Annotated in this window: 11 protein-coding genes and 2 pseudogenes; 8 read left to right on the top strand and 5 right to left on the bottom strand. The window is 70.8% G+C overall.

All coding sequences use genetic code 11. The features are described from left to right. Positions 1–37: 37 nt before the first annotated feature. The 4 genes from ACTWQJ_RS06440 (at position 38) to ACTWQJ_RS06425 (ending at position 8,165) form a co-directional block, all read left to right on the top strand. Complete coding sequence (locus ACTWQJ_RS06440; protein ID WP_443305646.1) at positions 38–1,816, top strand: putative Ig domain-containing protein; 1,779 nt, start codon at positions 38–40, stop codon at positions 1,814–1,816. A 14-nt stretch (positions 1,817–1,830) separates the two neighbouring features. Beyond that, the gene (locus ACTWQJ_RS06435; RefSeq protein ID WP_443305645.1) at positions 1,831–5,160 is read left to right on the top strand and encodes an alginate lyase family protein; all 3,330 of its coding nucleotides are present in this window, start codon (positions 1,831–1,833) and stop codon (positions 5,158–5,160) included. Between the two features lie 27 nt (positions 5,161–5,187). Further along, a complete protein-coding gene (locus ACTWQJ_RS06430) occupies positions 5,188–6,435 on the top strand; it encodes an alginate lyase family protein (protein ID WP_443305644.1) in 1,248 nt (415 codons plus the stop codon). A 92-nt stretch (positions 6,436–6,527) separates the two neighbouring features. Next, positions 6,528–8,165: a carboxylesterase/lipase family protein gene (locus ACTWQJ_RS06425; protein ID WP_443305643.1), complete on the top strand. Its 1,638-nt coding sequence runs from the start codon at positions 6,528–6,530 to the stop codon at positions 8,163–8,165. Between the two features lie 30 nt (positions 8,166–8,195). On the opposite strand, the gene ACTWQJ_RS06420 is transcribed toward ACTWQJ_RS06425, so the two are convergent. The 3 genes and pseudogenes from ACTWQJ_RS06420 to ACTWQJ_RS06410 form a co-directional block, all read right to left on the bottom strand. Beyond that, positions 8,196–9,248, bottom strand: a complete 1,053-nt coding sequence (locus ACTWQJ_RS06420; protein WP_443305642.1) for a LacI family DNA-binding transcriptional regulator — start codon at positions 9,246–9,248, stop codon at positions 8,196–8,198. Positions 9,249–9,414: 166 nt separating this feature from the next. Further along, positions 9,415–10,338 (bottom strand): homocysteine S-methyltransferase, encoded by a 924-nt coding sequence (mmuM, locus tag ACTWQJ_RS06415; RefSeq protein WP_443305641.1) that lies wholly within the window; start codon positions 10,336–10,338, stop codon positions 9,415–9,417. A 140-nt stretch (positions 10,339–10,478) separates the two neighbouring features. Then, positions 10,479–12,486, bottom strand: a pseudogene (locus ACTWQJ_RS06410) (autotransporter). Between the two features lie 259 nt (positions 12,487–12,745). On the opposite strand from ACTWQJ_RS06410, the gene ACTWQJ_RS06405 reads away from it, so the two are divergent. Together ACTWQJ_RS06405 and ACTWQJ_RS06400 are read left to right on the top strand one after the other, a co-directional pair. Then, complete coding sequence (locus ACTWQJ_RS06405; protein WP_443305640.1) at positions 12,746–13,840, top strand: glycoside hydrolase family 43 protein; 1,095 nt, start codon at positions 12,746–12,748, stop codon at positions 13,838–13,840. Next, positions 13,837–15,249, top strand: coding sequence for a family 43 glycosylhydrolase (locus tag ACTWQJ_RS06400; protein WP_443305639.1), 1,413 nt, complete (start codon positions 13,837–13,839; stop codon positions 15,247–15,249). Before ACTWQJ_RS06405 ends, ACTWQJ_RS06400 begins: the two co-directional genes overlap by 4 nt. A gap of 12 nt (positions 15,250–15,261) precedes the next feature. Here the strand turns inward: ACTWQJ_RS06400 and ACTWQJ_RS06395 are convergent, their stop codons facing one another. Continuing rightward, positions 15,262–16,941 carry a rhamnogalacturonan lyase B N-terminal domain-containing protein gene (locus ACTWQJ_RS06395; protein ID WP_443305638.1) on the bottom strand — a complete coding sequence of 560 codons (1,680 nt, stop codon included), beginning with the start codon at positions 16,939–16,941 and terminating at the stop codon, positions 15,262–15,264. A gap of 193 nt (positions 16,942–17,134) precedes the next feature. Here ACTWQJ_RS06395 and ACTWQJ_RS06390 point away from each other — a divergent pair, with 193 nt between their 5' ends. Beyond that, the gene (locus tag ACTWQJ_RS06390) at positions 17,135–18,169 is read left to right on the top strand and encodes a rhamnogalacturonan acetylesterase (RefSeq protein ID WP_443305637.1); all 1,035 of its coding nucleotides are present in this window, start codon (positions 17,135–17,137) and stop codon (positions 18,167–18,169) included. 75 nt (positions 18,170–18,244) lie between these two features. Further along, a pseudogene (locus ACTWQJ_RS06385) lies at positions 18,245–19,954 on the top strand (DUF2264 domain-containing protein). Here the strand turns inward: ACTWQJ_RS06385 and ACTWQJ_RS06380 are convergent. After that, a complete protein-coding gene (locus ACTWQJ_RS06380; protein ID WP_443305636.1) occupies positions 19,926–20,333 on the bottom strand; it encodes a hypothetical protein in 408 nt (135 codons plus the stop codon). The pseudogene ACTWQJ_RS06385 and the gene ACTWQJ_RS06380 overlap by 29 nt on opposite strands. Between the last annotated feature and the right edge of the window lie 565 nt (positions 20,334–20,898).

Genomic DNA, 20,898 nt, shown 5'->3' with positions numbered 1-20,898 from the left:
CCACTCGCAACTCTCTTCTCCACTAAGGAACATCTTCATGAACAACACCCAGGGCACCGGCCTGTCCCGGCGCACCCTCATCCAGGCCGCGGGTGCCACCGCCGCCGCGTACTCCCTGATCGGCGCGACCGCCGGCACCGCGAGAGCCGAGGACAGACCGGAGGCCGCCGACCGGCTGGTGATCCACTCCGTCCCGGGCGCACTGCCGATCAACACCACCTACGTCGTCAAGGCCCGTACCCCCGGCGGCCAGTGGAAGCCGGTGCCGGTCCTGCGCGCGGGGACGAAGACGATCAACGAGAAGACCGGCGGCGGCATCATCCGGCACACCTCGGTCGCCAACCTCGACTTCACCGGCACCGTGGAGGTGCAGGTCACCTGGTCCAAGGGCACCATCCCCTCCGCGCGGATCCGCCCGCTGTCGTACGCCATCCCGCACGAGGTCAGCGGCGACACCATCACCTTCAGCCTCACCGAGCCGCGCAACCTCTCCATCGAGATCGACGGCGACATCTACGGCAACCTGCAACTGCACGCCAACCCCATCGAGATGACGCGGCCCGAGCAGGACGACCCCGACGTCATCTACTTCGGCCCGGGTCTGCACACCCCCTCGGGCGGCGTGGTGAAGGTGCCCAGCGGCAAGACGGTGTACCTGGCCGGCGGCGCGGTGCTCAAGGCCCGGGTGGAGTTCGTCAATGTGGAGAACGCCCGCCTGCTCGGCCGGGGCATCATCTGGGACTCGGACGCCGCCACGCTGGTGCAGTTCTCCAAGAACATCGAGATCGACGGCATCCTCGCCCTCAATCCCAAGACCGGCTACTCCTGCACCATCGGCCAGTCCAAGCAGGTCACCGTCCGCAACCTGCACTCCTACAGCAACGGCCAGTGGGGCGACGGCATCGACGTGTTCAGCAGCGAGGACGTCCTGATCGAGGGCGTCTGGATGCGCAACAGCGACGACTGCATCGCCATCTACGCCCACCGCTGGGACTACTACGGCGACTGCCGCAACGTCACCGTCCGCAACTCCACCCTGTGGGCCGACGTCGCGCACCCGGTGAACATGGGCACGCACGGCAACCCGGACAAGCCCGAGACGATCGAGAACATCGTCTTCAGCAACATCGACGTCCTCCAGCACCGCGAGCCGCAGGTCCTCTACCAGGGCTGCTTCGCCCTGAACCCCGGCGACAGCAACCTCATCCGGAACGTGCGCATCCAGGACGTCCGGGTGGAGGACTTCACCTGGGGCCAGCTGTTCAACATGCGGGTCATGAAGAACCGGTACAACGCCGCGCCCGGCCGGGGCATCGAGGACGTGTACGTCCGGAACCTGACGTACGACGGCACGCACGCCGGCATGGCGATCCTGACCGGCTACGACGCCGACCGCCCCATCAAGAACCTCACCTTCCAGAACCTGGCGGTCAACGGCACGGTCGTCCACGACAAGATGCGCAAGCCCGGCTGGTACCTGACCACCGACATGGTTCCGGCGTTCGCCAACGAACATGTGCAGAACCTCCGCTTCCTGGACTCCGCCACGGCGGCCGCCACGGTCGCCCCGGAGATCACCAGCGCCGGCGATGCCACGGCCACCGCGCGCCAGGCCTTCAACCACCTCGTCACCGCGACCGCGCTGCCGACGTCGTTCGGCGCCGAGGGGCTGCCCAAGGGCCTCGAGATCGACGAGAAGACCGGCCAGATCTCCGGCACCCCGCAGGTCCCCGGCACCTACACGGTCACCGTCTCCGCCACCAACACCGTGGGCACGGCGACCAAGACCCTCACGCTCACCGTGCAGCACCCGTAAGCCAGGAGTAATCCGTGCATTCCCTCAGCCGACGGACGTTCATCGGCGCGGCTGGTCTCGCGGGTGTGGCCGGAGCCGGACTGCTGTCCGCATTCGCCACGCCCGCGTGGGCCCAGGCCGCCGAAGCGGCGTTCGCCTTCGCACACCCCGGTCTGCTGCACTCCCGGGCCGACCTGGCCCGGATGAAGTCCGCAGTGGCCCAAGGACGCGATCCGATCGCCTCCGGCTTCGCCGCGATGGCCGCCGACTTCCGTTCCCAGCACACCTACGCCGTCCGCAACACCGGACAGATCACCACCTGGGGCCGCGGCCCCACCGACAACACCAGCCAGGCCGTCACCGACGCGGCCGCCGCCTACCAGAACGCCCTGATGTGGGCGGTCACCGGCGACGTACGCCACGCCGACAAGGCCCGCGACATCCTCGACGTCTGGGCCTCCTCCCTCACCGGCATCACCGGCGCCGACGGACAGCTCGGCGCCGGGATCCAGGGCTTCAAGTTCGTCAACGCCGCCGAGATCCTGCGGCACAGCGGCTACGACGGCTGGTCCCGGGAGTCCGTGCTGCGCTGCGAGCGCTCCTTCACCGACGTCTGGTATCCGGCCCTGTCCGGCTACTGCCTGTACGCCAACGGCAACTGGGACATCGCCGCGCTGCGCACCATCCTCGCCATCGCCGTGTTCTGCGACAACCGGGTGATGTTCGAGGACGCCCTGCGGTTCGCGGCCGCCGGTTCCGGCAACGGCTCGGTGCTGCACCGCATCGTCACCGCCGCCGGCCAGGGCCAGGAGTCCGGCCGCGACCAGGCCCACGAACAGCTCGCCGTCGGCCTGCTGGCGGACGCGGCCGAGGTCGCCTGGCAGCAGGGCGTGGACCTGTACGGCTTTGCCGACGACCGGATCCTGGCCAACTTCGAGTACTTCGCCCGCTACAACCTGGGTGACAACTCCGTACCGTTCACCCCCGACCTCGACCGCACCGGCAAGTACATCAAGCTGACCGTCTCCGACCGGCAGCGCGGAGCGATCCGGCCGCTGTGGGAGATGGCGTACGCGCACTACGCGGGACGCCTCGGCAAGCCCGCCCCCTACACCGAGAAGGTCATCTTCCGGGGCACGGACGGAGCACGCGTGGTGGAGGGCTACCAGGAGGACCACCCGGGCTGGGGCACGCTCACCTACGCCGGGACGGAGACCGCCTCACCCGCCGCGCCGACGGCACCCGCCGGGATCACCGCGGTCGGCGACGACCACGCCGTCACCGTGTCCTGGCTGCCGTCCGCGTGGGCGACCGGCTACACGGTCCGGCGGGCGACCGGCCCGGACGGGCCGTACGAGCGGCTCGCGTCCGGGATCGAGGGGGTGCGGTTCACCGACCACGACGTCCGCCCCGGCCGGACGTACTACTACACGGTCACCGCCACCAACTCCCTCGGCTCGAGCGCGGCTTCCACCTGGACCGCGGCGACCGCAGGTCTCCCCGAGCCCTGGTCGACCCGGGACGTGGGGAACGTGAAGATCCCGGGCTCCGCATCCTTCGACGGCGAGCGCTTCGTGCTGGAGGCGAGCGGCACCGCGGACACCTACCGGCTGGCCCACCTGCCGCTGTACGGCGACGGCGTCGTCACCGCGCGGATCGTGTTCCCGCTCAGCTCCCAGTACTCCAAGATCGGCGTCACCGTCCGCGACTCCCTCGACCCGGACGCCGCGCACGCCTCGATGCTGATCCAGGGGCTGCCGCTGCACACCTGGAGCGGCGTGTGGAGCGTCCGCCCGTCGGCCGGGGCATCCGTCTCCGGCACCGGCAGCACGCCCGTGCCGCCGTCCCAGCAGCAGGCGATCACCAGCGCCGCGGCGTTCCCGATCTCCGACCTCGGCACGCTGCCCGAGTCGGCGACCCCCCTCCAGGCGCCGTACGTCGAGGGCGCCGGCGACGGCTACCGGCTGCGGATGCCGTACTGGGTGCGCGTGGAGCGCAAGGGACGACGCTGCACCGGGTCCCTCTCCCCGGACGGCATCCGATGGACCGAAGTCGGCTCCACCGAGGTCGAGTTGGGGCGCGCAACGTACGCGGGTCTCGTCCTCACCTCCTGCCTGGGCGTCGACGAGGCGTACGCCGAGACCGGCACCGGCGCCTTCGACAACGTCAGCGTGACGTCGTCGGCCACCGGCGAGGTCTGGCACACGCCACGCCCCACGCGCACCGCCACCGACCTGCTGGCGGCCACCGGCGCCGACGCCGTCGAGCTCAGCTGGAGCGACCCGGACCTCTCGGCCACGTACACGGTGCTGCGGGCCACGGACGCGGCAGGCCCGTACACGACGCTGGCGAACGGTGTCGGCCCGGTCGGCTTCGGCACCCGCATCCGGTACGCGGACGCCACCGGCAGACCCGGCACGACGTATCACTACGCCGTCGTCAAGACCAACTCCGATGGACGCGGCCCGCGTTCGGCTCCGGCGCACGCCGAGATGCCGACCCCCGCCAAGCCGGAGTTCGTCTCCCAGGACACCGCGTTCGCGAACCGGGGCGACGAGTTCCGTCATCTGCTGCGGGCCGCGCACCAGCCCGTACGCTTCGCCGCGCGCGGCCTGCCCGACGGCCTGCACCTCGACCCGCGCACCGGCCTCGTCCACGGAACGCCCACCGAGAAGGGAGAGTTCAGGGTCACGACCACCGCGGCCAACGCGGCGGGCACCGCGACCTCCACCCTCACGCTCACCGTCGGCACCCCACCGCCCAGCCCCTGGACGTACGGCGACCTCGGCGACGTCGTACTCGACGAGCGCGAACTCGGCGCCTACGGCGTGGTGTACATCCGCACCCCCGGCAGCACCGCATACGAAGACGGGACCTTCGTGGTGCGCGGTGCCGGAACCGATCTGACCATCAACAACCAGGGAATGACAGGCCAGTTCGTGCGCCGCCCGGTCACCGGCGACTGCGAGATCACCGCCCGGCTCGTCTCCCGCACGGGCGCGAGTGCCGACCGGGTGGGCCTGCTGATGGCCAAGTCCCTGTCGCCGTTCGACCAGGCCGCCGGGGCGATCGTCTCCGGTGGAACCACCGCGCAGCTCATGCTGCGCACCACCGTGGCCGGCCGGTCGACGTTCACCGGCAACGGCACGGCCCAACTCCCCAGCCTGCTGCGGCTGAAGCGCACCGGGACCGCCTTCACCGCAGCCCTGTCCACCGATGACGGCGTCAGCTGGACCCCCCTCGCCGAGGGAGAGATCCCCGGCTTCGGCGACGCCCCCTACTACGTGGGCCTCGTGGTCTGCTCCCGCAGCCCTCTGGTCCGCAGCACCACCGAGTTCGACGAGGTGAGCATCACCGCCATGTAATCGCCATTGGATTGGAGCTGCACTGCAATGAGCCGCACTTCCCCCCACCAGCACCTCCACAACAGTGCGCTGAGCCGCCGCGGTCTGCTGAAGACCGCCGGCGGCCTCACCGCAGCCCTCGCCGTCGGCGCGTCCGCCACCGCCTCAACGGCGAGCGCGGCCCCGGCGACCTGGACCCACCCCGGCATGCTGCACAACTGGGGCGACATCAACCGCGCCCGGGTCCGTGTGGCCGCCGGCAACGACCCCTGGCTGTCCGGCTGGAACCGGCTGGTCGCCAACCCCCACTCCCAGTCGACCTGGACGCCCAACCCGCAGGCGACCATCATCCGCGGCGGGACCGGCCAGAACTACGGCATCCTCTACAACGACATCGCCGCCGCCTACCAGAACGCGCTGCGCTGGCACGTCGGCGGCACCGAGGCGAACGCACAGTGCGCCGCGAACATCCTCAACGCCTGGTCGCGGACCCTGACGTCGGTCACCGGCAACGCGGACCGGTTCCTCGCCGCCGGCATCTACGGCTGGGAGTTCGCGAACGCGTGCGAGCTGATGCGGGACTACGACGCGTTCGACCTCGCCGCCGCCCAGGACATGATGGCCAGGGTCTTCTACCCGCTCAACAACCAGTTCCTCCTCAACCACAACGACGCCTGCATCACCAACTACTGGGCCAACTGGGACCTGTGCAACATGGCCTCCATCCTGGCCATCGGGATCCTCAACGAGGACGCCGCCAAGTACGACCAGGCCGTCACGTACTTCAAGTCCGGCGCGGGCAACGGCTCCATCAGGCACGCCGTCCCGTTCCTGCACACCGACGCGGACGGCTACGCGCTGGGCCAGTGGCAGGAGTCCGGCCGCGACCAGGGGCACACCGTCATGGGCATGGGCCAGATGGGCGCGATCTGCGAGATGGCCTGGAACCAGGGCGAGGACCTGTACTCCTACGACGGCCGGCGGTTCATGAAGGCCGCCCAGTACGTCGCCAAGTACAACCTCGGCCAGGACGTGCCCTTCACCACCTACAGCTGGGGCACCGGCCAGAACTGCGCCTACCAGGAGCACACGGCCATCTCCGCCGCCTCACGCGGCCAGGTCCGCCCGGTGTGGGCGATGCTCCACTACCACTACAACCGGCGCCTGTACCTCGACGACAGGTACATCTCCCAGATGTGCTTCTCGGTCGCCCCCGAGGGCGGCGGCGGGGACTACGGATCGACCAGCGGAGGCTATGACCAGCTCGGCTTCGGCACGCTGATGTACGCCAAATAGGCGCTGAACCGGCTCGTGCACCGGAATACCTCCGAGCGATGTGATGCTCTGATGTGAACGGTGCACGAGCACGGCGAAGGGCTGGTGGGCGGATGACCGCAGCAGACCTGACGGGCCCCGTGGTGAGCACGCCGTACGGGGCGGTACGCGGCCGGTACGAACATTCCGTCGCGGTGTTCCGCGGCATCCCGTACGCCGCACCCCCCTTCGGGCCGCGCCGGTTCCGGCCCCCGGTGCCTCCCGAGCCCTGGGACGGTGTGCGGGACGCGGGCGCCTTCGGGCCGACGCCGCCGAAACCGCCGTACTCGGAGGCGTTCGCCCAGTATCTTTCGGACCCGGTCGTGCCCGGGGACGACTGCCTCAACCTGAACGTGTGGACCCCCGAGCCGGGCCCCGGCGCCCGGCTCCCGGTCCTGGTGTGGCTGCACGGCGGGGCCCTCACCAGGGGTTCGTCGTGTGTGCCCGTGTACGACGGACGCACCTTCGCCCGCGCCGGGATCGTCCTCGTCTCCCTCAACTACCGGCTCGGAGTGGAGGGCTACGGACTGTTTCCCGACGCCCCCGCCAATCCCGGTCTGCGCGACCAGCTCGCCGCCCTGCGCTGGGTGCACGAGTCGATCGAGGCCTTCGGCGGTGACCCCGACCGGGTGACCCTCTGCGGACAGTCGGCGGGCGCGATCAGCATCGGTGCCCTGATCGCCGCCCCGCAGGCCCAGGGCCTGTTCCGGCGCGCGGTCCTGCAGAGCGGGCCGCCCGAGGCGGCCGAGCGGGACAAGGTACGGCGGATGGTGCGCCGGATGGCGACCCGGCTGAAGGTGCCCGCGACCGCCGAGGCCTTCGCCGCCGTCGACCGCGACCTGCTGCTGCGCACCCAGGCCGAGGTGGGCCGGCTCAGCAGCCCTGTGCTGGGCGGGCCGGCCTTCGGGATCGTCGTCGACGACGACATCGTACACCACGATCCACTGGAGGCCCTGGTCGAGGGCCGGGTCGCCGAGGGCGTGGACCTGCTCATGGGCTGGACCCGCGACGAGTACCGGCTGTGGCTCGTGCCCGGCGGGCTGCTGGAGCGCGTCGACCGGCTCGGCCCGGTCGCCCTGGCCGGGGCCATGGCCCGCTGCCACTGCGGCCACGAGGTCCCGCGCGGCTACCGTGCCCTGCACCCCGAGGCCGGCACCGCGGAGATCGTCGGCCAGCTGGTCACCGACCACCTGCTGCGCATTCCGCTGCACCGCCTGGCCGACGCCCGCCCCGGATCGTCGTACGTCTACGAGTTCGCCTGGCCCTCCCTGCTGCCCGGCCTCGGCGCCTGCCACGCCCTGGAACTCGGGTTCGTCTTCGACACCGGCGAGGTGCCCGAGGCGGCCAAGCTGGCGGGCTGGGGTGCGCCGACCGAGCTGGCCGACGCGATGCACACGGCGTGGGTGCGCTTCGCGGCCGACGGCGACCCGGGCTGGGAGGCGTGGGACGCCACCCATCCGGTGCGGATCTTCGGCGAAGCCGAGCCGGCGGAGGCCGGTGATCGGGGGGCGTCGGGCGAGCAGAGGGCGCTGAGAGAGCCGTACACCGTGTACGGCCCGCGCGACCGCGAGCTGGCCCTGTGGGCGGCCGACGCCACGGCTCGGGAATCCGCGTCCCCGGCGGTCCCTGCCGACGGTGCGGCTGCGCGCCGTGCGGAACTGCGGTCGGTCGCACGCCTGCTCCGTCGCTCCGGCGGCGTCCGTCGGCAGTGACGCGGGGCCGGACTTCGGGCGACGGGGGCTTCACCCCGTCGCCCGCACCGAGTCCCGCACCACGACGTGCGTGCCCAGCAGCAGGTGCTCGGCCGGGGCGTCCGCGGTGTGGCCGAGGGCGGTGCGGACCGCGAGGCGGCCCAGTTCCTCGTAGGGGACGTGCACCGTCGTCAGGGCGGGGTGCAGGTCGCGGGCGAAGGGAATGTCGTCGTAACCGGCCAGCGAAACATCGCCGGGGACGTCGAGGCCCGCCTCGTGCAGGGCGGTGAGTGCGCCCGCCGCGACCATGTCGGTGGCGGCGACCACCGCGGTGAACTCCAGCCCCTCCGCGAGGGCTTGGCGCATCAGCTGGTGTCCGGAGTCGCGGGTGAAGTCGCCGTGCAGGAGCAGGGCCGGATCGGGATCGACGCCGCGGGCGCGGTGGGCGGCGAGGTAGCCGCGTTCGCGGCCCAGTGCGGTGCTGTGGTCGGGTTTGCCGCCGAGGAAGAGGATCCGCCGGTGGCCCTGGGCCAGGACGTGCGCGACCAGGGCGTAGGCGCCGCCCTCGTTGTCGTACTCGATGACCGTGACCGGCGCCCCCGGGCCCAGCGGCGGGCGGCCGCACAGCACGAGCCGGGAACCCGCCGACGCCAGTGAGTCGGCCATCCGGCGGGTGCGTTCGCGGTACTCCGGGGTGTCGGCGCCGCCGCCCACCAGGATCACCGCGGCGGCCCGCTGGGCACGCATCATCTCCACGAAGTCCAGCTCGTGCTGGACGTCGCCCTTCGTGCTGCACACCAGACACAGATGACCGAGCCGGGTCGCCTCGCGCTCCACGCCGTGCGCCATGTGCGCGAACGACGGACCGGTGATGTCCTCCAGGACGAACGCCAGCGTGGGCGTCCCGACGCCCGCGACCGCCTTGGCGCGCGCGTCGGCGACGTAATCCAGGTCGCGCACGGCCCGCATCACACGCGTACGGGTCGCCGAACTCACCGGGTACGCCCCGCCGAGCACACGCGACACCGTCGACGCGGACACCCCCGCCCGCAACGCCACGTCCCGGATCGTGCTCCGGCTCGCGCTCCCACTCTTGCGCGTCATACTCACCCCGCCCCTCTCCCCGATCCCTGCGCCCCCTCCGGGAACTGCGGCAACAACGATGGAAACCGGTTCCCGGTGCGGTGAGGCTAGCAGCGCGGAGGGGCGAGGACGAGGTGAGCGGCGGGAGGGGGAAGGGCCAGGCTGCCGACGGCCGACGAACCGCCGGTCAGACCGTCAGCGTGCGCGCGATGGACGTGATCGCCTCCGGTCCCACCCGGCAGCACCCGCCGATCAGCCGGGCCCCTGCGGAGCGCCAGCCTTCGACCTGTTCCGGGGTGAAGGTGGAACGGCCGCTCCAGGCACGGGCCTCCGCGTCCCAGGTCTCGCCGCTGTTGGGGTAGACGACCACCGGCTTGCCGGTCACCCGCGCCGCCGTCTCCACCGCGGCGTCCACGTCCTCGGGGGCGCAGCAGTTCACGCCCACCGCGATCACCTCGTCCACGTCGGCGGCCGGGGCGAAGGCCTCCTCCAGCGGCTGCCCGGCGCGGGTGCGGTCTCCGGCCACGGTGTACGACAGCCAGGCCGGCACCCCGAGTCCGTGCACCGCCCGCAGCAGGGCCGTCGCCTCGTCGGCGTCGGGGACCGTCTCCAGAGCGAGCACGTCGGGCCCGGCGGCGGCCAGCACCTCCATGCGGGGCCGGTGGAAGCGCTCCAGTTCGTCGACCGTGAGCCCGTAACGGCCCCGGTACTCGGAGCCGTCCGCGAGCATCGCCCAGTACGGGCCGACGGACGCCGCCACCCACAGCGGGCGCGCGGCGCGTGCCCGGCGCGCCGCCTCGCGCGCCAACTCCACGCTCAGGCCGATGAGTTCGGCCGCCCGCTCGCGGCCGATCCCACGCTTGCCGAATCCCTCGAAGGTGGCCTGGTAGCTGGCGGTGATCGCCACGTCCGCGCCCGCCTCGAAGTAGGCGAGGTGCGCCTCGGTGATCGCCTCGGGCCGCTCGGCGAGCAGCCGCGCCGACCACAGCTCGTCGCTCAGGTCGTGCCCGGCCGACTCGAGCTGGTTGGACATGCCGCCGTCGAGCACGATGGTGCCGGCGGCGAGGGCGTCTGCGAGGCTGAGCGGGGTTTCGGGGGTGTTGCCGGTCATGTCACGACGTTAGTCGACGGGGTGGACGGCAGCCGGTTGTGTCCAGTACGCGTACAGGCTGCCCAGCATGTGACATGCCAGGCGTCGGCCGGCCGGTGATGCCCCCTGCACACCACCGACCGGTCGACGCGGACCAGGGGTCACCCGTGGGCGGCGTGCCGTCCGCCGCGCCGCCGTCCGCGGCGGGTGCGCCGCGTCGCCGGGATCAGGAGCCCGCCCAGCAGCCCGGCGGCGAGGACGTACGGCCACCAGCCCAGCCCGGAGTCGTCGGCGGTGCTCGCGCTGCGCGTGCCCGGCGTCGACGCGCCGGATGCCGGAGCGTGGGCCGGGGACGCCGACGGGCTCTCGGCGGCGGCGGTGAGGACGACGTCGTTGCCGTCGCCGCCCCGGTAGGTGATGCGGTGGACGGTGTCGGCGAGCTTCACCTCGGCGCCCTCGAGCAGGCCCTTGAAGGCGCCCTTCGTCGCCCCCCGGCCCTTGTTGTCGAGGACGGTGATCTCGCGGTCCGGGTCGTTCCCGGCGGCGGACAGGTCGAGGTCACCGGCCAGTCGCACCGCACCCCCGCTCACCTTCAACGGCGTGTCCCCGAGGACCAGTTGACCGTCCGCGCGCTGCGTGAAGCCTCCGGTCACCGTGAGCCCGCCCGCGACCACGCCCTCGTTGGTCACCGCCCCCTTCACGGTGCCCTTGCCGGTGAGTGTGGTCGTCACCCGCAGCCCCGAGGCACCGACGTCCAGCCGCGCGCCCGCCGACGTCAGCCGGATCGCCCTGCTGCGGGTGAGCGTGGCCCCCGAGCGCAGCGCCAGCGTGCCCTTCCTGACCGTCGTCGTGCCGGTGTACGTCACCCCGTTCCCGGCCAGCATCGTGGTCGCCGCGCCCGACTGCACGAACGCCCCGGAGCCGCTGACCCGGGACAGCGAGATCGGCGTCGACGCGTTCCGCACCACGAGCGTGCCGTCGTTCACCACCCGGCACAGGTCGCCGTCCATCCACAGCGAGCCGTCGCCCTGCGCCGACCCCAGCCGTAGCACCGCGCCCTTCTCGACGGTGGTCGAGCCGTCGTAGTACTGCTTCGCCGCGAAGGTCACGTCGTTCCCGCGCGTCCCCGCGATGACGACGTCCCCGGCGCCGGGTGCGGCAAGGGTGTCGTGGAAGCGGCCGCCGCCGATGGGGGCGCCCAGCGTCACCGACCCGTTGTAGTCGAAGGTGAGCAGGGAACGCGACCGAGCCGCCAGCAGGTTGATGTAGACCGTCTCGGCGGTCCCCGGCATGAAGATCTTGTTCGTCGTGCCGTCTCCCCACTGCACGTTCGCGCCCTTGATGTTGGTGCCGCGCTTGTTGACGTTCTTGCGCGCGGGCGTCCAGTTCAGCGCGGGATCGCTGAGCGAGGGATCGGTGTCGCCGCCCTGGTCCGACCAGCTGTACTGGCCGGTGAGCACGACCTTGCTGCCGGGCCGCGACTGGACGTTGATGTCGCTGCCGTACTCGCGCTGGTAGAAGTCCATCCCCATGGTGACCGTCCGGCCCAGCGGGGTGTCCACGGTGTACGTGCCCTGGTTGAGGATCTTGCGCACGTTCGGCAGCGACGTCGCGAACTCCGGCCGTCCGGCGTTGACCTGCGTACCGTTGTCGATCACCCCGGAGAAGGGGTGGGTACCCGACAGGTCCCAGGTGCCCCAGAGGAACCTCGGCTGGGTGATCAGCCCGGTGCCGCTGATGGTGCCCAGGTTGTAGGCGCTCTTCAGGGACAGGCGCAGGGTGCCGTCGACCCGGATGTTGTCCTGGTTGAGCCGGAACGCGGGCGTGTTGTACGGGAAGTGGCCGATCAGGCCGGTCGTGGTGACATACGGGTGGTTGCCGCCGAGGACGCTCACCTTCTGCCGCCGCCGGGACTCGGGCAGCGTGAAGTCACTGTCCTTGGTGAGGATCAGCGTTCCGCTGCCGCGCACGGTGAGCGTGCCCTCGCCGCGGAAGACGCCGTCGTACGCCGTCGTCTCGGACGGGACGGTGACGACCGTGTCGCCGGTGAGCGTGACGTCCCGGTCCGCGAGCACGTCCGCGGTGGCGTCCCGGGGGCCGGCGGCTTTCGCCACCGGCTGAAGCGCCCCGGAGGTGAACCGCGGCAAAAGAAGGGGGAGCGGTGACCATGAGGGCGACCGCCGCGAGGGCGCCGGCGGCCGCTGCTGACCTGGGGAGTTGGCTGCGCACGTGGGGGAGACGTACGGAGCCGGCGGCCGATAACAGAAATCTGCGTTTCGATCTCCGCCCTTCTTTTGTCCCGCCGGACCCGTTGACCTCCTCGTAACACGCCTCTACCTTTTCGGCGTTCGGAATGACAGATGTAGTACGAAATTTCGAACCGAGAGTCGAGAGCTGAGAGCCGAGAGACGACCGAGAGGCAGTCCGCATGAGCCGCGCCGACGACCTGCCCCCCACCCCCGACCGCCGACTGGTGCTGAAGGGTGCCGCCCTGGCTGCAGGCGCCCTGGCCGCCGCACCCGCAACGGCCCTGGCAGCCACCCCCACCGCGAAACCGAAGGCAGCAGGCCCCTACGTGAACCCCCTCGTCCCCCATCGCGCCGACCCGCACATCACCCGCCACACCGACGGCTTCTACTACTTCACCGCCACCGCCCCCGAGTACGACCGCATCATCCTGCGCCGCTCCCGCACCCTGAACGGCCTCACGACCGCCGCCGAGTCCGTCATCTGGCGGGCGCACCCGACCGGCGACATGGGCGCCCACATCTGGGCGCCGGAGATGCACCGGATCGACGGCAAGTGGTACATCTACTTCGCCGCCGCGCCCGCCGAGGACGTGTGGCAGATCCGCATCTGGGTGCTGGAGAACTCCCACCCCAACCCCTTCCGCGGCACCTGGGTCGAGAAGGGCCAGATCAAGACGGCGTGGGAGACCTTCTCCCTGGACGCGACCACCTTCACCCACCGCGGCACCCGCTACCTCGCCTGGGCCCAGCACGAGCCCGGCATGGACAACAACACCGCCCTGTGGCTGAGCAGGATGGCGAACCCCTGGACCCTGACGGGCCCCCAGGTCCGGCTCTCGACCCCCGAGTACGACTGGGAGTGCATCGGCTACAAGGTCAACGAGGGCGCATACGTCCTCCAGCGCAACGGCCGCGTCTTCATGACGTACTCGGCGAGCGCCACCGACCACAACTACTGCATGGGCCTGCTCACCGCCCCCGCCGACAGCGACCTCATGAACCCCGCCAACTGGTCGAAGTCCCCGACCCCGGTCTTCACCAGCAACGACACCACCAAGCAGTACGGCCCGGGCCACAACTGCTTCACGGTCGCCGAGGACGGCCGCACCGACGTCCTCGTCTACCACGCCCGCCAGTACAAGGAGATCAACGGCGACCCGCTCAACGACCCCAACCGCCACACCCGCGTCCAGCCCCTCGGCTGGAAGCCGGACGGCACCCCCGACTTCGGCGTTCCCGTCGCCGACACCGCTGCGGCAGGGGGCGTGAGATGAGACGCGCGTACGCGATCCTCCTGGCGCTGTGCTGTGCGCTCGCCGGTGCCCTGGTCACCGCCACCCCGGCGAGCGCCGCACCCCAGACCATCACCAACGGCACCCAGTTCACGGACACCTCCGGCAACCCCGTGCACGCCCACGGCGGCGGTGTCATCAAGGTCGGCTCCTACTACTACTGGTTCGGCGAGCACCGCAACGCCGACAATACGTTCCGTTACGTGGACGCCTACCGCTCCACGGACCTGAAGAACTGGGAGTTCCGCAACCACGTCCTGACCGAGGCGAGCGATCCGGAACTGGCCACCGCCAACATCGAGCGGCCGAAGGTCATGTACAACGCGTCCACCGGCAAGTTCGTGATGTGGATGCACAAGGAAAACGGTTCCGACTACAGCGAGGCCCGCGCGGCCGTCGCCGTCTCGGACACGGTCGACGGAAACTACACCTGGCAGGGCAGCTTCCGCCCGCTCGGCCAGCACATGTCCCGGGACATCACGGTCTTCGTCGACACCGACGGAACCGGTTACATGGTCTCCGCCGCCCGCGAGAACTACGACCTGCACATCTACCGCCTGACCAGCGACTACACCGGCATCGCCGCCCTGGTCGCCGACCCCTGGCACGGCGGACACCGCGAGGCCCCGGCGCTGTTCAAGCGCAACGGGGTGTACTTCATGCTGACGTCGGGCGCTACCGGCTGGAGCCCCAACCAGCAGCAGTACGCGACGGCCACCAACCTCACGGGCCCCTGGTCGGCGATGACGAACGTCGGCGACTCGACGGCATACGGCTCCCAGACCACGTACGTCCTTCCGGTGCAGGGCAGTTCGGGCACCTCGTACCTGTACCTGGGCGACCGCTGGGGCAACTCCTTCGGCGGGACCGTCAACGACTCCCGCTACGTCTGGCTGCCGCTGACCTTCCCCACCTCGACCTCCATGTCGATGTCCTGGTCCCCGGAGGTCACGATCGACGCGGCGGCCGGGACGATCAGCGGGACGAGTGCCACGTACAACACGCTGATCGCCCGGCACAGCTCCAGGTGCGCCGACGTGACCGGCCAGTCGCTGTGGCAGGGTGCCCAGATCAAGCAGTACGACTGCAACGGCGGCAACAACCAGAAGTACTGGTTCAAGTCCGTCGGAAGCGGTTACTACCAGCTGATGGTGCGCAACAGCTCCCTGTGCGTGCAGGAGAATGCGAGCACGGTCACCCAGGAGAACTGCAACGCGTCGGCCACCAGCCAGCAGTGGTCGCTCACCACCACGGGCAGCTATGTGAACGTCAGGTCCCGCGCGACCGGCGAGTGCCTGGACGTGTCCGGCGCGTCCACCGCCAACTCCGCCGCGCTCATCACGTACACCTGCAACGGAGGCACCAACCAGCAGTGGACGCGCGGGACATGATCCACCGTGGGATCAGGACAGCAGATCGATCGCGTCGATCGACGTGCCCGCGCTGAGATAGCCGGTCGCCCCCGAGCCGCTCACCACATGGATCCTCAGCGTGTTGTACGCGCCGGTGTCCGTCAGCCAGGCGGACGCCGGCACGCTGTAGGTGAACGTGTGGTTGTTGCCCCGGTACGAGCCGTTGGTCAGGGACCGCGTGTTCGGCTGGGTGGGCGGCGAGGGGATCGCCGACGTCCAGGTGTCGTTGACGACGACCTGCGGCCGGCCGTTGGCGTAGGCCGTCGTCACGCCGATCCGCAGGGTGTGTGCGGCGGCGGCCTGCGCGGCCGTCAGCCGGAAGTACACGATCAGCCCGCTGTTGACGTCCTTCCACAGGTAGCAGGGGAAGGCGGACGTCTCGCTGCCACTGCCGATCACCACGTTGCCGGTCCAGGGGGCGGCCCGGACGTCGGACGGGTGCGCGTACGTCATCAGGTCCGCGTTCTTGAAGCCGCTGGGTGTGCCGTTCCAGTCGCCGATCCGCCAGATCGCGCTCGCGTTACCGGGATCGTTCGACGACGGGATCGCGATCGTGTTGAGAGTCGTCGTCGCGCCCGCGCTCACGGTCACCGACGAGGTGTACACGGCGAGTTCGTCCTTGAAGACGGTCAGGGTGTATGTCCCCGGAAGGACCCCGCCGATGGAGAAGTAGCCGTCCGAGGCGCGGGCCGAACCCCAGTACTGCGCCGCCGAGTTGGCCAGACCCACCGTGTACGGGTACGCCGTGTTGCGCCCGCTGATGCCCACGCCCGCCACCCGACCCCGGCCGTCGGCGCCCACGTACCCGGAGATGCCGAGCGAATCCGCCCACGGGGTGGTCAGCGTGCCCGGGAACAACGCCGAGGACGGTGCCCCGCCGTCCGTGAAGGCGATGACGTACGGCCCCTGCAGACCGAAGCGCTGGGCCTCCGTCTGGTTCTGGCCGTAGTAGAGGATCTCGTACAGACCGCCGCCGTCCGCGCTCTGATGCCGCAGCAGGGAGCGGTAGAACGGGCCGCCGGAGGCCTTCTCGTGGTTGCTGCGCACGATCCACAGGCCGACGCCGCCCGCCGTCCAGCCGACGTAGTCGTAGTCCGTCACCCGGAGCTTCGAGTAGTGCTTGGAGCGGGTCTGGCCGTCGGACTTCGCGAACACGTCCGAGGCCTCGATGGTGGTGGGCGCGTAGGTGTAGGAGTCGGGCTCGTCGTTGAGGAACAGGCCCTTTCTGACCCGCAGGATGTAACGGGTTGCCGAAACCGAGGTGTCGGCCTTGTCGGTCCACAGGTAGATGTTGTTCTCGCCGCTGCGGGCCGCGTAGTAGTGCCTGAGCGTGCCGTACGTGACGGAGATCAGGATCGTCGAACCGGACTGCCTGATCGTCACGGTGGAGCTGCCGAGGCCGGACTCGATGTGCGAGTTCATGCCGCCGTAGCCCTGGTACTCGGTGCCGCGGTAGACCAGCGAGGTCAGATCACCGTTGGTCTTGCTGACCTTGAAGACGAGGCCGGCGCCGGTGTCGACGACGTAGTTCGAGCCGTCGTCGCTCCAGCCGAAGGCAGCGGCGGACGCCGACCGGGCGAGCGGGCCGGCGAGCGCCGCCGTGCCGGCGGTGGCCGCGGCGCCGAGGACGAAGGTACGGCGTCGGACCGGTCGGTTCACGGATCCGGACATGGGGGTGCCTCCTTCGGGAGGTGTGGGGGGTGCGGGTGCATCGCAGGGTGACAGTCGAACCGATTTCGCGAAAGGGCTTTCGCTCAGAGAGCGTTGTTCGCCCTGCGAATATCAGCTCAAGGGTTGGAAAGCGCTTGCCGTGAGCGGTACCGTCCAGCGGCCAGGCTTTGTCGACCTGTCGGAGGAGTCGCGCATGAGACGTTTCCACCTCGCCGTCCTGGCGGCGGTCACCCTGAGCGCCGGCCTGACGGCCGTACCGGCCCACGCAGCCCCCGAGTCGCCCTCGGGACCGGCGAACTGCACTGCCGCCGCCTGCCACTTCGACGTCCCGCCCGGCACGTACGACGTCCAGGTGCTCCTCGGCGGCGAGACGGCGTCCAGCACGAGCATCGGCGGCGAGACCCGGCGCATCCTGCTCCCCGAGACCGCCGTCGCGGCCGGTGAGCGTGCCGCCCGCAGCTTCACGGTGAACGTCCGCACACCCGAGGGTGAGCCGACGGGAGCCGACGGCGTCGCCGGCCTCGACCTGGTGCTCGGCGGCACAGCCCCCGCCCTCGCCGACATCCGCGTCACCCCTGCCAGGCACGCCCGGCAGATCTTCCTCGTCGGCGACTCCACCGTCTGCGACCAGCCCGGCGAGCCCTACTACGGCTGGGGCCAGCAGCTGCCGCAGTACCTGCGCAAGGGTGTGTCCGTCGCGAACTACGCCGACTCCGGCGAGAGCACGGTCACGTATCTGGAGAACCCGAAGCTCTGGGCCACCGTCCAGCCGCAGATCCGCCGCGGCGACCTCGTGCTCGTCCAGCTCGCCCACAACGACAAGACGACCGACGAGGCCACCTACCGGACCAACCTCGAGGCCCTCGTGGACGGTGTCCGCGCGGAGGGCGGCCGTCCGGTCCTCGTCACCCCCATCGTGCGGCGCTGGTTCAACGCCGACGGCACCCTGAACAACGGCACCGCCCTCCTCGTCAACGGCCTCGGCGTCGACCACCCGGCCGTCATCCGCTCGGTCGCCGCCGACCGCGAGGTCCCCCTGATCGACCTCACGGCAAAGACGAAAGCACTGGTGGAATCCCTGGGCGTCGAGGCCTCCAAGGCGCTGTACCTCTACAACGAGAAACGGGACAACACCCACACCTCCGTGCGCGGCGCCACGGCCTACGCCGAGCTGGTCCGTGATGAACTCGTCGCCCAGCACCTGGTGCCCGAGGGCAAAGTGAGGTGAGGGTGGGATGAACTCCTGGGCCGCCCCGACCGGAACCGGGGCGGCCCAGGACCAGCTGGAAGGAAACCGCTACCCATGGATCTGCCCCCCGACGACCGCGCCCTGAGCCCGCACACCGGGTACACCCGCGCCCACTGGGCGGCGGCGGCGGACGCCCTGCTCGCCGCCGTGGCGCCGTACGCCACCGAGGACCACGCCCTGTACCACTTCCCCGGTGACCGTCAGAGCTGGTCGGGCCGCCTCTCCGACGGCCTGGAGGGGTACGCCCGTACGCTGCTCCTCGCGGCCTTCCGCAGGGACGAGACCGCGCTCGAGCGCTACGCCGACGGACTCGCCGCCGGAGTCCGCGGCGTCTGGCCCCGCATCGAGGACCGCAGCCAGCCGCTCGTCGAGGCGGCCTCCATCGCCCTTGCGCTACGGCTGACCAGGCCGCTGCTGTGGGACCGCCTGGACGACGGCGTACGACAGCGGGCGGCGGCCTGGCTCGGCGACGCGCTGACAGCCGAGGCCTGGCCCTGCAACTGGGAGCTGTTCCCGGTCACGGTCGCCGGTTTCCTCCAGGAGATCGGCCACGAGCCGGAGGCGTCCGGGAAGGCGATCGAGCGGGGGCTGGAGCGGATCGAGCAGTGGTACGTCGGGGACGGCTGGTACACCGACGGCGACGGCCGCAAGTTCGACTACTACAACGGCTGGGCGATGCACCTGTATCCGGTGCTGCACGCATGGCTGGCGGACGACACCCGGCTGCTGGACCTGTACGGCGGCCGGCTCTCCCGCCACCTCGACGACTACGCCCGCCTGTTCGGCGCCGACGGCGCCCCGATGCACCAGGGCCGCTCTCTGACGTACCGCTTCGCGACCACGGCCCCGCTGTGGCTGGGCGCGCTGACGGGCCACACGCCGCTGGCACCGGGGGAGACACGGCGGCTGGCGTCCGGGGCGCTGCGGTACTTCCTGGAGCGGGGCGCGGTGGATGAACGGGGCCTGCTGACGCTGGGCTGGCACGGCCCCAACTCCGCCGTACTGCAAGGCTATTCGGGCCCCGCTTCCCCGTACTGGGCCAGCAAGGGCTTCCTCGGCCTGCTGCTGCCGCCGGACCACGAGGTGTGGACGGCGACCGAGGAACCGGCCCCGGCGGAGCGCGCGGACGCGGTCACCCCGATCGCCGCCCCCAACTGGCTGCTCCAGTCCACACGTTCGGACGGCGTCGTCCGCCTCCACAACCACGGCAGCGAGGACGTCCGCTACGACCCGTACTACACGCGGCTCGCGTACTCCACGGTGACGGAGCCGTCGATCTCGTACGACAACAGCCTGATCGTCGGCGACGACCCCGGCCGCACCGGCATCGAACCGCTTGGCGTCGGCGACGGCTGGGCGGCATCGCGGCACACGGCGGGTGGGGGAGCGCGGGTGACCAGCGTGGTGCTCGTGCGCGGGGCCGTGGAGGTGCGGGCCTTCTTGGTGGCGGGGGCGGAGCCGGGGACGCCAGTGTGTGTGACCGGGTGGGCCGAGCGGGACGGTGTCCGGGCCGAACTGCTGCCCGCCGTCGGCCTCGCCGACGATCTCACCGGCGTCACGGGCGAGGGCGGGACCCTCTTCGTCGCTGTGGCCCGGCTCACGGCCGAGCAGGATCCCGTTCCGCTGGAGTAGACGGTGTCCGTGCGAACGGACGGTGAGGTGGACGTGCGGGTCCGCTGGAGCGACGGGCCCGAGGTGGGGGTGCGGTTGGGTGACTCCGGAGTGGTCGAGTGGTTCAGCTGCCCGGCCGGGGCAGACGGCTGACCGCGACGAACGTCGTCAGGGCCGCCAGGGTACAGCCGGCGTAGACGGAGTACTCGCCCCACGGCGATGCGGAGACGGGTGCCACGGCATACGCGAGTCGGTCGACAGCCCAGCCGACCGCCAGCGCGGACACGAAGGCCGGCCAGCGGTGCCGTACGCCCTTGATCACGTCGTCGAGCATGGACCCCACCGTCCCGAGCATCATGAGGAACGGCCCTTCGTCCCAGTCGAGGGCGGCGGCACCGGCTCCCACGGCCAGGCAGAACAACCAGACCCACAGCAGTGGCACTGCGGGGGCGGGGTGGCGCGGCATCCCTCGGGGAAGCCAGAAGAACCGCCGCACGCCCCGCACGGCACCGTGCATCCCTTTGCCGGACATCGCACCGACCTCCCCCGTCCGCGTGCATCGCACCTGTGAGACGCACTGAACGAGGGCGCTGGTTGTACGGCGACCCCCTCGCGGAGTGAGTCGGGCGATCCTCAGCTTCGTCGAGGTCGGGGACGCGCCCGTGAGCGCGGTCGTGTACGACAGTGTGACCGGGGCGTACGCCCACGTCAGCGTCCCGTCCTTCTGGACTGCGATATCGCCCGTGATCCGGGCGCTCACCACCTTGTCCGCACTCTGGAACTTCCCGTTCCAGTCGATGAGCCTGAGGTGCGTGCCCGTGATGGTGCCGGTGCAGGTGCCGCTCGCGCACTTGGCGTTCTTCAGCAGGTTCTTGCGAGGAATCCCAGGGGTTCGGTCCTGGGAGGAATCGCATCCTTGTGGTCGCGGCGCGGAGCGCCGCGGTATCGCTCGTGCGTGCTCGGCCGCGAAGCGGCCGGGTGCCGTGTCCGGCGGAGCCGGTGCCGCGTGCGCGGTGACGGCGTCACCCGGTCGGGTGACGTGTGGTGAACGTACGGGGGGCGGTCGTACGCGTGTGTAGGTTTGATGATCGTGAAGC

Source organism: Streptomyces sp. KR55, assembly GCF_052245645.1.
GTDB classification, from domain to species: domain Bacteria; phylum Actinomycetota; class Actinomycetes; order Streptomycetales; family Streptomycetaceae; genus Streptomyces; species Streptomyces flavusporus.
This window is presented reverse-complemented; position numbering and strand designations above follow the sequence as displayed.

Coding starts and splice junctions, on each gene's coding strand:
- mmuM (WP_443305641.1), bottom strand. CDS start 10,338: ATGACCGGCAACACCCCCGAAACCCCGCTCAGCCTCGCAGACGCCCTC.
- ACTWQJ_RS06420 (WP_443305642.1), bottom strand. CDS start 9,248: ATGACGCGCAAGAGTGGGAGCGCGAGCCGGAGCACGATCCGGGACGTG.
- ACTWQJ_RS06425 (WP_443305643.1), top strand. CDS start 6,528: ATGACCGCAGCAGACCTGACGGGCCCCGTGGTGAGCACGCCGTACGGG.
- ACTWQJ_RS06390 (WP_443305637.1), top strand. CDS start 17,135: ATGAGACGTTTCCACCTCGCCGTCCTGGCGGCGGTCACCCTGAGCGCC.
- ACTWQJ_RS06440 (WP_443305646.1), top strand. CDS start 38: ATGAACAACACCCAGGGCACCGGCCTGTCCCGGCGCACCCTCATCCAG.
- ACTWQJ_RS06380 (WP_443305636.1), bottom strand. CDS start 20,333: ATGTCCGGCAAAGGGATGCACGGTGCCGTGCGGGGCGTGCGGCGGTTC.
- ACTWQJ_RS06430 (WP_443305644.1), top strand. CDS start 5,188: ATGAGCCGCACTTCCCCCCACCAGCACCTCCACAACAGTGCGCTGAGC.
- ACTWQJ_RS06400 (WP_443305639.1), top strand. CDS start 13,837: ATGAGACGCGCGTACGCGATCCTCCTGGCGCTGTGCTGTGCGCTCGCC.
- ACTWQJ_RS06395 (WP_443305638.1), bottom strand. CDS start 16,941: ATGTCCGGATCCGTGAACCGACCGGTCCGACGCCGTACCTTCGTCCTC.
- ACTWQJ_RS06405 (WP_443305640.1), top strand. CDS start 12,746: ATGAGCCGCGCCGACGACCTGCCCCCCACCCCCGACCGCCGACTGGTG.